General features: G+C 67.1%; 13 protein-coding genes. 10 read left to right on the forward strand and 3 right to left on the reverse strand.

From position 1 onward, the window contains the following. Positions 1 to 546 precede the first annotated feature (546 nt). Positions 547 to 723, forward strand: a complete 177-nt coding sequence (locus tag MKK49_RS18070; protein ID WP_003599466.1) for a DUF1328 domain-containing protein — start codon at positions 547 to 549, stop codon at positions 721 to 723. A gap of 113 nt (positions 724 to 836) precedes the next feature. On the opposite strand, the gene MKK49_RS18075 is transcribed toward MKK49_RS18070, so the two are convergent. Further along, on the reverse strand, positions 837 to 1,121 hold the full coding sequence (locus MKK49_RS18075) for a NepR family anti-sigma factor (RefSeq protein WP_409565095.1): 285 nt from the start codon (positions 1,119 to 1,121) through the stop codon (positions 837 to 839). A gap of 111 nt (positions 1,122 to 1,232) precedes the next feature. Between MKK49_RS18075 and MKK49_RS18080 the strand changes: the two genes are divergently transcribed. Beyond that, the gene (locus MKK49_RS18080; protein WP_244031030.1) at positions 1,233 to 2,036 is read left to right on the forward strand and encodes a response regulator; all 804 of its coding nucleotides are present in this window, start codon (positions 1,233 to 1,235) and stop codon (positions 2,034 to 2,036) included. 981 nt (positions 2,037 to 3,017) lie between these two features. Here MKK49_RS18080 and MKK49_RS18085 read toward each other — a convergent pair. Further along, on the reverse strand, positions 3,018 to 3,212 hold the full coding sequence (locus tag MKK49_RS18085) for a general stress protein (RefSeq protein ID WP_244031031.1): 195 nt from the start codon (positions 3,210 to 3,212) through the stop codon (positions 3,018 to 3,020). A 331-nt stretch (positions 3,213 to 3,543) separates the two neighbouring features. On the opposite strand from MKK49_RS18085, the gene MKK49_RS18090 reads away from it, so the two are divergent. Then, on the forward strand, positions 3,544 to 3,987 hold the full coding sequence (locus MKK49_RS18090; protein ID WP_244031032.1) for a cyclic nucleotide-binding domain-containing protein: 444 nt from the start codon (positions 3,544 to 3,546) through the stop codon (positions 3,985 to 3,987). Here the strand turns inward: MKK49_RS18090 and MKK49_RS18095 are convergent, their stop codons facing one another. Continuing rightward, entirely contained in the window at positions 3,988 to 4,431 is a 444-nt protein-coding gene (locus MKK49_RS18095) for a VOC family protein (protein WP_244031033.1), read from the reverse strand. 256 nt (positions 4,432 to 4,687) lie between these two features. Between MKK49_RS18095 and MKK49_RS18100 the strand changes: the two genes are divergently transcribed. From MKK49_RS18100 to MKK49_RS18130, 7 genes are all read left to right on the forward strand, one after another. Next, on the forward strand, positions 4,688 to 5,329 hold the full coding sequence (locus MKK49_RS18100; RefSeq protein WP_244031034.1) for a L,D-transpeptidase: 642 nt from the start codon (positions 4,688 to 4,690) through the stop codon (positions 5,327 to 5,329). Positions 5,330 to 5,350: 21 nt separating this feature from the next. Next, a complete protein-coding gene (locus tag MKK49_RS18105; protein ID WP_244031035.1) occupies positions 5,351 to 5,503 on the forward strand; it encodes a DUF3096 domain-containing protein in 153 nt (50 codons plus the stop codon). 156 nt (positions 5,504 to 5,659) lie between these two features. Next, positions 5,660 to 8,338, forward strand: a complete 2,679-nt coding sequence (ppdK, locus tag MKK49_RS18110; protein ID WP_244031036.1) for a pyruvate, phosphate dikinase — start codon at positions 5,660 to 5,662, stop codon at positions 8,336 to 8,338. Positions 8,339 to 8,514: 176 nt separating this feature from the next. After that, positions 8,515 to 8,769, forward strand: coding sequence for a hypothetical protein (locus MKK49_RS18115; protein WP_244031037.1), 255 nt, complete (start codon positions 8,515 to 8,517; stop codon positions 8,767 to 8,769). A 214-nt stretch (positions 8,770 to 8,983) separates the two neighbouring features. Continuing rightward, the gene (locus MKK49_RS18120) at positions 8,984 to 9,907 is read left to right on the forward strand and encodes a cell wall hydrolase (protein ID WP_244031038.1); all 924 of its coding nucleotides are present in this window, start codon (positions 8,984 to 8,986) and stop codon (positions 9,905 to 9,907) included. 192 nt (positions 9,908 to 10,099) lie between these two features. Continuing rightward, positions 10,100 to 10,687, forward strand: a complete 588-nt coding sequence (locus MKK49_RS18125; RefSeq protein WP_244031039.1) for a hypothetical protein — start codon at positions 10,100 to 10,102, stop codon at positions 10,685 to 10,687. A gap of 125 nt (positions 10,688 to 10,812) precedes the next feature. Continuing rightward, positions 10,813 to 11,799 (forward strand): MDR family oxidoreductase, encoded by a 987-nt coding sequence (locus MKK49_RS18130; protein WP_244031042.1) that lies wholly within the window; start codon positions 10,813 to 10,815, stop codon positions 11,797 to 11,799. Positions 11,800 to 11,806: the final 7 nt, after the last annotated feature.

Genomic DNA, 11,806 nt, shown 5'->3' on the forward strand with positions numbered 1-11,806 from the left:
GTTGCTGCTAACTCGCACGGGGACGAGTTGCGGCGCCGGTGCCGTCCCGTCGACCAAGTCAGCCAAGCCACGGCCCGCGGCCTCGCCCGCCGAGACCACGATCTTCACGAGACGCCGCACGACCGAGCCGACGAACGATTCCCGCATAACGGACTCCTTGATCAGCGACGGACGACGAACGCTGCCAGCGCTGTGCTGGTTCCAGTGACGGTTAAGACAGAGATAACGAGGGTGGCGCCCCCTGCGGAGGGGCGGATGTCAATCCGCCGCACCATGACGCCATCCTGTCTGACCTGCCCGTCTTGCCCGAAAGTTCTCACATGCAACCCGAGCAGGCAATGCGCCACCCTGGTCGCGATCCATCCGAGGGCTCGTGGGGAGGATCGGCCTGCATCGTCCGACCGCGACGGCGGGCCCGAAAACCTACCCTGACGCGACCGCAAATCTAGCGAAAAGGTGCCGGAACCGGGGCGAAAACTTGGCGTTATTGCTGCAATGAGGTCGCAGCCGACGCTGCACCGTATCTTTCGAAAAGGGTAGAGTCAGATGCTCGGTTGGGCCGTAACATTTCTCGTCGTCGCCCTCGTGGCGGCTCTGCTCGGGTTCGGTGGTATCGCCGGAACCGCCATGGAAGCCGCCAAGCTCGTGTTCTTCGTCGCGATCGTACTGTTCGCCATCTCCGCCGTCATCGGCCTGATGCGCGGACGCTCGCCGACCCTCTAGGGCGTGAAAGACTGGGGCGGACCGACGGGCTCGCCCCGAACGATAGGGAGGGTCGCCAGCATCAGCCGGCGGCCCTCTTCGATTTGCGCGATCCATCGACCGCAGAATTCATTTCACCGCGCGGCTTCGTCGGGCGGCAAGGCTTCGAGCTGAGCGATGAGGTCACGAAACCGATCGGGGACGGGTTGCTGCACGACGGCATCGTACATAGTCCGCAGATGGACGCCGATGCGTTTCTGGGTGTGATCACTCAAACCCTGCCTCCCGCCAGTCTGGTCGGCACGCACGGTGCGAGTCCCGGAGGCGGGATCGCCCTTGTCGCGTTCGGTCATACGTCGGTTCCCCTCGATGCCTGTACCGGCATCGCCGCGATTGTTTTGCGGCTTGACATAGGTCATGGCTGCGACTGCAACGCTGAAACACACCGGCGGTTCCCGCCCGGCGGAACGGAGCCCGTCAAACCGCGTTGTGGCGGGAGCGGCCAAGCACGGCAAAGCCAAGGGGATAGTATGTCGACAGCCCAACTCGTGGTGCAGCACCTGCCGTATCTGCGCCGCTATGCACGGGCGCTGACGGGCAGTCAGGTCGCTGGTGACGCTTACGTCGCGGCCACCCTCGAAACCCTCGTGAACGAGCCGGAGACGCTCGGCCGCAGCGCCAACGTCAAGGCAGACCTCTTCCGCGTCTTCACGCGTATATGGAATTCCCTCTCAGTGAATGGCCAGAGCGATCAGGTCCAGCACGATCTGCCGGCCGAAGTCCGGCTCGGCCAGATCACGCCCCTGCCGCGCCAGGCATTCCTGCTCTCGTGCCTCGAAGGATTCTCCGAAGAGGACGCCGCCATTATCCTCGACGTCGATGTCAGTCAGGTGCGTGATCTCGTTGACGAGGCCGGCCGTGAACTGGCCGCCGACATGGCCACCGAGATCCTCATCATCGAGGATGAGCCGCTGATCGCCATGGACCTCGAAGCCCTCGTGGAAGGTCTCGGCCACAATGTCATCGGCGTGGCACGGACCCGTACGGAAGCGATCAAGATCGCATCCGAGGGCACCCGTCCGGGCCTCATCCTCGCCGATATCCAACTCGCCGACGGCAGCTCCGGTCTGGACGCGGTCAACGATCTCCTGAAGACCTTCGAGGTGCCGGTGATCTTCATCACCGCGTACCCGGAGCGCTTCCTCACGGGCGAGCGCCCGGAACCGGCCTTCCTCATTGCCAAGCCGTTCCAGCCCGCCAACGTCTCGGCGGTGATCAGTCAGGCGCTGTTCTTCCAGCAGAGCGCACGCCGTCGCGAGGCCAAGTCGGCCTGACGCTCGGTCGGCCTGAGACCTGCGGATTGCTCCTGCGGTCCCGGCGAGACCAGAGGCCCCGGAAGCACCGGGGCCTTTTCGTTGCGCGGCCCCGACGGGCCAGCCCTGAGTGACGATGAAAAAACGGGCCAGAGATCGCTCTCCAGCCCGTCAAAGAGGTTCCGGCCTATGCACAAGGGGATGCGGGGGGAGGACCAGGCGGCCGGGGTATCGGAGAAACGATCTCGGCCCGATCCTGTTCCAGGGATGCTGCGACGGACGTCGTTTTTCCGATTCAGTGGCTTTTGCGACACACCAGATCGCACCGCACGGGTCCAATTTTAGTCAAATACGAACGATCGTTGAAAGCCAGATTACTCATACCGGCTCATTTCGAAACAGTTCAGGAACCCGACACGGGCATCCGCGTTTGATCGATATCCTGTCAAGCTCCTTCTGGAGATTACGACGATGTTTCGGTCAGGCTTCCTTCTCAGTGTCAGCGGACCCGCGGCGCTCCTGACCCTTCTGATCCAGCCCACTGTTCAGCAGGCGGCAGACCAGTGGTCCGCTCCAGCCCCGATCGTCTCGCCGGCTCCCGCAACGACCGCCCCCCTGGCTAGCCTTCCCGGACAACGCCTCGCCTCGACGGCCATCAGCCCGATCCATGTCGCGTCGGTGACGCGGCCCGAGATGCGCCCGGCCCCGGCATCGGTGCGGCAGGGCGGCCGGACGGCGAGCGAGAAGGATCAGCCGAAGGTGCGTCGGATGATGCGGGAGGGCTGCGAAGGCGCCATCAGTTCCCTTGCCGGCCCCGAGGCTCGCCGCATGCTCCCGGGTCGCTGCATCTCGTAGGAGAGCGCAACTTCAACGAACGTCACCTTCCTCCACCCATGGAGACTACGACAAAGGCCCCCCTCCGATCGGAGAGGGGCCTTTGTCGTTGAACGAGCGTCGTTGAAAAGAACGGGGCTCCTCACGGAGCCCCGGGAAACCTGTGGGTCAATCTTCGCCTGGGCGACCGGTACCGGTGGACTGACCACCCTTGCGACCGGCCGACGAGGCGAGTTCGCGGTCCTGGGAGAACGAGCGCTTCTCGGCCGGAACGCTCCGCCCGCCCTTGCTCGCGATTTCCCGCTGCCGTTCCAGATCCATCGAGGCGAAGCCCCGCTTCGAGGTGGAATTTCCTGATGGCATCAGCGCCTCCTCAACATTGCTCTCACTGCCGGGACAACCTTTGCCAATATCGATTGTTCCTCAGCCAAGTTCGGCGGCCAAGATTGGTCGAATTCAACGTCGGCGCAGACTAAGCGTGGCCGTACAAGCGTGGCTATACGATGGGTCGCGGATCCGATCGGGTGAGGGAGCCATGGCGGGGAATGGCGGTCATCCCGCCTCGAACCGGGGCCGGGGCTGGACAATCCCCACGCAAATCGCGTGGATAGGAAGCGCCCGTCGATCGCCCCCGCGAGGAGGAAAGGGCGCCCGGAGACCGTCCGATGCCGAAATTCAGCACGTTGCGCCGCCGATGACCCTCGACACCGAGGTCTCATCCCTGCGCCAGGTCCCGCTGTTTCGCGGCGTCGAGCCGTCACGTCTGAAGCTCCTCGCCTTCACCAGCGAGCGGGTGCATTTCGAGGCGGGGCAGGGCCTGTTCGCGCGCGGAGACGCGGCCGATGCCGCCTACCTCATCCTGGAGGGCGAGGCCGAGGTCTCCATCGACGGCCCCCAGGGCCGGTTCCGCCTGGCGCTGCTCGGCGCCAACGCTCTGTTGGGTGAGATGGGAATCCTCGCCGACCAGCCGCGCTCGGCCACGGTGACGGCATTCAGTGCGATCACCGCCCTGCGCATCGACCGCACCGTCTTCCTCGAACTTCTGGCGCAGTTCCCCCAGATCGGCATCGCGGTCATGCGGGAACTCGCTTTCCGCCTGGAACAGACCAACCAGCAATTGGCCCAGAGCCAGGGTTGATCACGCTTCCGGGTAAGTGATGAACTCCATCAGCGATCCGTCGGGATCGCGGAAATAGACGCTCATGCCCGCCCCGGCCGCGCCGTTGCGCGGCACGGGTCCGAGTTCCACCGGCACGCCATGGGCGGCCAGATGCGCCATCGCGCCCTCGATGGGGCCGGACCAGCGAAAGCAGAGGTCGCTGTTGCCCGGCATCACGGGTTTGTCGGAGTGTGGCGTCGCCTCGACGCCGGGGCCGTGGACGTTGAGCTGCACCCCGCCGAAGCGATAGGCGGCTCCAACGGGACGGGGCACGACCTCGGCCCCGAGCACGTCGCGGTAGAAGGCCGTCGAACGCGCCCAGTCCGAGACGTGGATCACGCAATGGTCGAGGTGGATCGCCGGGCCGAGTTCCTGGATCACCTCCTCGATATCCGAAACCGGCAAGGTCAGGGTGTCGGCCATGGGCTATCCTCGTTGGGGGCGTCGCATGATGCGGTAAGGAGCGGCATCGGATCAACGCGCTTGACGGTCGGACGCCGCAATCGGCCGGCGGCGAGTCCATCGTGACAGGGCGGCATTCCGACACCGAACCGGCCGCGTTCGGGGTGACGCCGGCGACGCTTCCCGGAACCTGCGGCGGGAAAGATACACCCTCAACGGCCCGGGACGGCTAGTCAGGACATCAGATTCCGACGCTCGGCCCACCATGGAGCTCGCCATGTCCTCCCGCCGCCTCATCCTCGGCCTGCTCCTCATCGCCCCCCTGGCCGCCTGCAACGCGCGCGGGCCGGTCAACGTCGCCGCCGACGACGATGCGGCCTGGTACACCGGGACCATGCCGGACAAGCCGTTCGACGTGCCGATCGTCGACAAGTCGCGCCTCGATCCGAAGTACCGCCGCCAGATCGTGCGCTACACCGGTCCCGAGAAGCCGGGGACCATCGTGGTCGATATCGACAACCGGCAGATCGCCCTGGTGCAGGAGGATGGCACGGCCGTGCAGTACGGCGTCGGCGTCGGCAAGGCGGGGTTCTCGTGGAAGGGAGAAGCCCGCATCGCCCGCAAGGGTGTGTGGCCGGATTGGAGCCCCACCACCACCATGGTCTCCCTCAACCCCGACCTGCCGCGCACCCGCAAGGGCGGCCTCGACAATCCGCTGGGCGCCCGTGCCCTCTACCTCTACCAAGGCAACCGCGACACCCTGTTTCGCATCCACGGCACCAACGAGCCCTGGAGCATCGGCGAACAACTGTCGTCGGGCTGCGTCCGGATGCTGAACGAGGACATCGTCGACCTCTACGAGCGTGTCCCCGTCGGCACGCAGGTGCTGGTCAAGCGCAACGGCAAGTACCGGGTCTGAGACAAGTACTGGGTCAGAGAGATGACGATCACCATCGCCCACCTGCAGCCCCTCGTCGCCCTGGCGGCCGGGGTGCTCATCCTGCTCATCCCCCGGCTGCTGAACTTCTTCGTCGCGGCCTACCTCATCCTCGTCGGGCTGATTGGCCTCGGGGTGTTTCGCGCGCTATCCTGAGCCGGCGCGACGGCGGTCGGTGACAGACACGAAAAACCGTCATGCGGGCTCACGCTCCATGCCGCGTTCATCTTGCGTTGCAGCAGGAGATGGTCCAACCCGCCGGGACAATAGGCGCGCGGGTCGCGTTTCATTCCTGCAACCGGATGGGTGACGATGGGCAAGTGGGTCTATTCCTTCGGGGACGGCAAGGCCGAGGGCCAGTCGTCCATGCGCAACCTCCTCGGGGGCAAGGGCGCGAACCTCGCCGAGATGTCGAATCTCGGTCTTCCGGTGCCCCCCGGCTTCACCATCACGACGGAAGTCTGCACCGCGTACTATGACAACGCCCAGACCTATCCGGCCGAGCTGAAGGCCGAGGTCGCCGCCGCCCTGGAGGCCGTGGGCAAGCTCACCGGTCGCGGCTTCGGTGATCCGAAGAACCCGCTCCTCGTCTCGGTCCGCTCGGGCGCCCGCGCTTCGATGCCCGGCATGATGGACACGGTGCTCAACCTCGGCCTCAACGACGTCACCGTCGAGGCCCTGGCCGAGGGCGCCGGCGACCCGCGCTTCGCGTACGATTCCTACCGCCGCTTCATCACCATGTACTCGAACGTCGTCCTCGGCGTGGAGCACCACGCCTTCGAGGAGGCCCTGGAGCATTACAAGGACGAGAAGGGCGTCAGCCTCGACACCGAACTCGGCGCCGACGACTGGAAGCATCTGGTCGGCCGCTACAAGGCCATCGTGAAGGCCGAGCACGGCTCGGACTTCCCGCAGGGCGCCGAGGACCAGCTCTGGGGCGCCATCGGCGCGGTGTTCGATTCGTGGATGATCCCGCGCGCCAAGAAGTACCGTGAGCTGAACAACATCCCCGAGAGCTGGGGCACGGCCGTCAACGTCCAGGCCATGGTGTTCGGCAACATGGGCGACACCTCGGCCACCGGCGTCGCCTTCACCCGCAACCCGTCCACCGGGGAACGCGCCCTCTACGGCGAGTTCCTCATCAACGCCCAGGGCGAGGACGTGGTGGCGGGCATCCGCACGCCGCAGGACATCACCGAGAAGGCCCGCCTCGAGGCCAAGTCCGATAAGCCATCGATGGAGCGGGCGATGCCCGATTCCTACGCCGAGCTCGTGCGGATCTACGGTCTCCTCGAGACCCATTACCGCGACATGCAGGACATGGAGTTCACCATCGAGAGCGGAAAGCTCTGGATGCTCCAGACCCGCAACGGCAAGCGCACGGCCAAAGCCGCGCTCCGCATCGCCGTCGATCTCGCGGCCGAAGGCCTGATCACCCAGGAGGAAGCCATCGGCCGGATCGAGCCGGCGGCCCTCGACCAGCTTCTCCATCCGACCATCGACCCCAAGGCCGAGCGCAAGGTCATCGCCTCGGGGCTGCCGGCCTCGCCGGGTGCCGCCACGGGCGAGATCGTGTTCAATTCGGAGGACGCCGAAGCCGCCCGCAAAGCCGAGCGCAAGTGTATCCTCGTTCGCATCGAGACGTCGCCCGAGGACATCCACGGGATGCACGCCTCGGAGGGCATCCTCACCACCCGCGGCGGCATGACCTCCCACGCGGCCGTGGTGGCGCGCGGCATGGGCAAGCCATGCGTCTCGGGCTGCGGCACCGTCCGGGTCGACTACAAGGCCGGCACCCTCTCGGTGGCCGGCACGGTGCTCAAGGCCGGCGACAAGATCACCATCGACGGCTCCACCGGTCAGGTGCTGCTCGGCGAGGTGGCGATGCTGGAGCCGTCCCTGTCGGGCGAGTTCGCCACCCTGATGGGCTGGGCCGACGCGGTCCGCACCATGAAGGTCCGCACCAACGCCGACACCCCCACCGATGCACGGGCCGCCCGCAACTTCGGCGCCGAGGGCATCGGCCTGTGCCGCACGGAGCACATGTTCTTCGAGGGCGACCGCATCGTCGCCGTGCGCGAGATGATCCTCGCGGACGACGCGGAAGGGCGCCGCTCGGCGCTGGCCAAGATCCTGCCCTACCAGCGCCAGGACTTCGCGGAGCTGTTCACGATCATGTCGGGCCTGCCTGTCACGATCCGCCTGCTCGATCCGCCCCTGCACGAATTCCTGCCGCACACGGATGAGGAAGTGCGGGATGTCGCCACCAGCATGGGTGTGTCCGAGGACAAGCTGCGTCGCCGCATGACGGAGCTGCACGAGTTCAACCCGATGCTGGGCTTCCGTGGCTGCCGCCTCGCCATCGCATTCCCGGAGATTGCCGAGATGCAGGCCCGCGCCATCTTCGAGGCCGCCGTCCAGGCCGCCGAGGAGACGGGCGAGCCGGTGACGCCCGAGGTCATGGTGCCGCTGGTCTTCACCAAGATGGAGTTCGACATCGTCAAGGCGCGCATCGACGCCATGGCCAAGGCCGTGTCGGAGGAATCGGGCAGCACCATCGCCTATCAGGTTGGGACGATGATCGAGTTGCCGCGCGCGGCCCTGCGGGCGGGCGACATTGCCGAGACGGCGGAGTTCTTCTCCTTCGGCACCAACGACCTGACCCAGACCGCTCTCGGCATCTCCCGCGACGATGCCGCGACCTTCCTCGGGGCCTACACCCAGAAGGGAATTCTCTCCGCCGACCCGTTCATCTCCATCGATCAGGAGGGGGTGGGCGAACTCGTGCGCATCGGCGTCGAGCGCGGCCGGGCCGTGCGTCCGGACATCAAGCTCGGCATCTGCGGCGAGCACGGTGGCGACCCGGCCTCCATCGGCTTCTGCCAGGATGTCGGCCTCGACTACGTGTCGTGCTCGCCCTACCGCGTGCCCATCGCGCGCCTCGCGGCGGCACAGGCGGCGCTCGCCGCCCGCGACACCAAGAAGGCCTGATCCAACCGTCCCGGGCGGCTCCGCGCCGCCCGGGACGGTCGCGGCGAAATTCGTTCAACAAATTGTCGAAAACGCGGCGAACCGATTTCTTGCCGGCACGTTCAGTGTTAGTGCCGATCCATTGCGCGGGGATTCCAGCTCATTGGGGCGGCTGCCATCGCGTGGGAACGCCGGCCATGATCGATACGACGCCCACTCCCTTGTTTCTCAACGAAAATCCCGCCGCTGTCCCGATCCCCAAGGTGGTCCAGCAGACCTACCTCTGGGGGGTCGGAGGTTTGGCGACCCTCGTGCTCCTCGTGTTCGCCGTCGCCACCCAGAGTGGTGCCGATGCGGAGCGGATCGCCGGCATGCGTGATGGTGCCGACACCGGGCCAGCCGCCCTGGTGAAGGCCTTCGCCGTCGCCCACGGCCGCCCCGGCACATTCTGAACCGAACGTCGCAGACTGAGCCAACCGTCGCGGAACGAACTTAACCGCTCCGCAACCATGCCACGCGATCATGCCCGAACCGGATGCCGCACAGGGAACCTCTCGCGGGTGACGTGAACGGCGGGCCGGTTCGGTGTTGCGTAGCGTGGATCGGTTGGGCGTGGACACGAAACGGGCAAGACGCGATTCGAGCCTCCGCTGGCTCAGCGCCGCCATGGCACCCTGGGCAGCCGGCATGGGCTTCCTGGTGTCCTTCACGGCGAGCGCCGGCACCGATGGCGCGACGCGCCTCATCGTTCGCGACACGCGTATTGTGCCGGGCCTGCCCATGGGCGCGCCCCTCATCGGAGCCACCGGGCGGCCGCACGGCGACCGGATGCGCGCGACCGCCGCCGCCGGGTCGGTCCTGACCGCGAATCTCCCCGGTTCGGTCAGCGGAATCCTCCTGCCCGGACCCGCCATCTGGAATCCCGATCTCGAACCGGACCTCGGCTTCGTTCCGCCTCGGGCCGAGGCGGACGGCATCGTCGAGACCGGCGACGGATCGACGCCCGCGATTCCGCGCGCTGTCGCCCTGTCCTCCACCACCCCGGCCCCGGCCGATGCGACGCCCATCGAAGTCGCGGCGGCGAACCTCGCCATCCCGGGCTTCTCACCCCGTCGCGATGCCGAACCCCTCGCGCCCGACAGCGCGCGCCATCGCTACGCCGACCTCATCGGCCCCGACGCCCTCGACCGCGAACAGCGCTGCCTCGCAGAGGCCGTGTATTTCGAGGCGCGCAGCGAGCCCGAGGACGGACAGGCCGCCGTGGCGCAGGTGGTCCTCAATCGGGTGAAGAGCGGGCTCTATCCGAGCAACGTCTGCGGCGTGGTCTACCAGAACCGCCACCGCTACATGGGCTGCCAGTTTTCGTTCGCCTGCGAGGGCAAGTCGCTCCGCATCACCGACGGTCCATCGTGGCAATCGGCCACCCGGATCGCCAGCGCGGTGATCGAGGGCCGAACCTACCTCAGCGAGGTCGGCGGGGCGACGCATTACCATGCCGATTATGTGAAGCCCGGCTGGTCCAGGCGTCTGCGCAAGATGGACGTCATCGGGCGGCACATCTTCTATGAACTCAAGCGTGGACAGATTTGAACCCGCTCCGGTTCCATCGATTTTTACCTAAGTAGCGGAAGCTCTAAGTAGTCCTAAGCTTAGGTTAATTTTACCCTGAGTCTGAATTCGACTTGCTCGAAAGGCAACTTGGCTGCCTCTGATACGTCGAGATGCGCGCCCCCAAACGGCGTCATCCCGCTCGTATCCGCGTTCCAGCCCGAGGAAGCCCGCATGACCGCGCCGGTCACCCGACTCATCCCGCTTGCCACCGCCATCACCGGCGCCGTCCTGCTCGCTTCCTCCGCCCAGGCGGGGGGCTGCGGCGGGGCCGAGTGCTACCGTCACGTCTCGACGCCGCCGGTCTATGGCGCCGTATCCGAGCGCGTTCTCGTACGCCCCGCCGAGACGGTCTATCGCACGGTGCCCCCCATCTATGAGACCGTGTCCGAGCGCGTCCTCGTCAGCCCCGGTGGCCGGGTCTGGCAGACCAGCCGCGACGCCTACGGCGAGCTCGTCGGCTGCTGGGTGAATGTGCCGCCGCAATACTCCGTGCGTCACCGCCGGGTGCTGGTGCAGCCCGCCCAGTCGATCCCCGAGACGATCCCGGCCGAGTATGCCAGCGTCCGCCGCCGCGTTCTGGTCCAACCCGCCCGCGCGGGCTGGGTGCCGGCCAATTACGGCACGGGGGGCGGCTATCCCGGCGTCTACGGCCCCCGCATCGGCTCGATTCCGGATGCGGTCGGCATCGCCGGCGCGAGCTCGGCGGATATCGGCGTCGGTCTCGGCTTCTCCTCGGGCAGCATCTACGACGGTTACTGAGACGCGTCGCGCCCCGGCGGGCTTCCCGCCGGGACGCTTGGCCGGGGACTTGTCAGCGGTCCTGGCCGAGGCGCTTGATTCACGCCCGCCCTGCCACACCTCCCTGAAAGCTACGGGAGGCGCGAATGAGCCGGTTCAAGGCTTGGGTGGTCGACAAGACCGGGACGGGACAGTCCCTGACATTCGGCGAGTTCGACGAGGCCGACCTCATGGACGGCGACGTCACCGTCCGGGTCACCCATTCGACGGTGAACTACAAGGACGGGCTCGCCATGACCGGGCGCTCGGCGGTGGTTCGCCGCTTCCCCATGATCCCCGGCATCGATTTTTCGGGGATCGTCGAGACCTCGTCTCACCCCGATTACACCGCCGGCGATGCCGTGATCCTGACGGGCTGGGGCGTCGGCGAGAGCCATCTCGGCGCCTATGCCGAGCGGGCGCGCGTGAAGGGCGACTGGCTCGTCCCCCTGCCGGACGGCCTCAACGCCGACGAGGCCATGGCCATCGGTACCGCGGGATACACCGCAATGCTGTGCCTCATGGCCCTGGAGCATCACGGCGCGCGCCCAGGTGACGGCCCCGCCCTGGTGACGGGCGCGTCCGGCGGCGTCGGCTCCGTCGCGGTGGCACTGCTGGCGCGGGCCGGCTGGCACGTCATTGCGTCCACGGGGCGGGCCGACGAGGCGGACTACCTGCGCGGCCTCGGTGCCGCCGAGATCCTCGACCGCGCCGAACTCTCGTCGCCGGGCAAGCCGCTCGCCAAGGAGCGCTGGGCCGTCGCCGTCGACGCCGTCGGCTCGGTTACCCTCGCCAACGTGCTCGCCGGCACCAGGGTCGACGGCGCCGTGGCCGCCTGCGGTCTGGCGCAGGGCATGGATCTGCCGACATCCGTAGCGCCCTTCATCCTGCGCGGCGTGTCGCTCCTCGGCATCAACAGCGTGACGACACCCCTGCCGAAACGCCGCGCGGCCTGGGCGCGCCTCGCCAGGGACCTCGACCGCGCGGCGCTCGCAGCCATGACCACGACGGTGTCGCTCGCCGACGTGGATCGCCTCGCTGAGCGAATCCTCGCGGGCGAAGTGCGCGGCCGGACCGTGGTGACGGTCCCCTGAACGGAAC

It is taken from the genome of Methylobacterium sp. J-090, from assembly GCF_022829345.1.
GTDB lineage: Bacteria > Pseudomonadota > Alphaproteobacteria > Rhizobiales > Beijerinckiaceae > Methylobacterium.

Coding starts and splice junctions, on each gene's coding strand:
- MKK49_RS18085 (WP_244031031.1), bottom strand. CDS start 3,212: ATGCCATCAGGAAATTCCACCTCGAAGCGGGGCTTCGCCTCGATGGAT.
- MKK49_RS18100 (WP_244031034.1), top strand. CDS start 4,688: ATGTCCTCCCGCCGCCTCATCCTCGGCCTGCTCCTCATCGCCCCCCTG.
- MKK49_RS18095 (WP_244031033.1), bottom strand. CDS start 4,431: ATGGCCGACACCCTGACCTTGCCGGTTTCGGATATCGAGGAGGTGATC.
- MKK49_RS18105 (WP_244031035.1), top strand. CDS start 5,351: ATGACGATCACCATCGCCCACCTGCAGCCCCTCGTCGCCCTGGCGGCC.
- MKK49_RS18070 (WP_003599466.1), top strand. CDS start 547: ATGCTCGGTTGGGCCGTAACATTTCTCGTCGTCGCCCTCGTGGCGGCT.
- MKK49_RS18080 (WP_244031030.1), top strand. CDS start 1,233: ATGTCGACAGCCCAACTCGTGGTGCAGCACCTGCCGTATCTGCGCCGC.
- MKK49_RS18115 (WP_244031037.1), top strand. CDS start 8,515: ATGATCGATACGACGCCCACTCCCTTGTTTCTCAACGAAAATCCCGCC.
- MKK49_RS18075 (WP_409565095.1), bottom strand. CDS start 1,121: ATGACCTATGTCAAGCCGCAAAACAATCGCGGCGATGCCGGTACAGGC.
- ppdK (WP_244031036.1), top strand. CDS start 5,660: ATGGGCAAGTGGGTCTATTCCTTCGGGGACGGCAAGGCCGAGGGCCAG.
- MKK49_RS18125 (WP_244031039.1), top strand. CDS start 10,100: ATGACCGCGCCGGTCACCCGACTCATCCCGCTTGCCACCGCCATCACC.
- MKK49_RS18120 (WP_244031038.1), top strand. CDS start 8,984: ATGGCACCCTGGGCAGCCGGCATGGGCTTCCTGGTGTCCTTCACGGCG.
- MKK49_RS18090 (WP_244031032.1), top strand. CDS start 3,544: ATGACCCTCGACACCGAGGTCTCATCCCTGCGCCAGGTCCCGCTGTTT.
- MKK49_RS18130 (WP_244031042.1), top strand. CDS start 10,813: ATGAGCCGGTTCAAGGCTTGGGTGGTCGACAAGACCGGGACGGGACAG.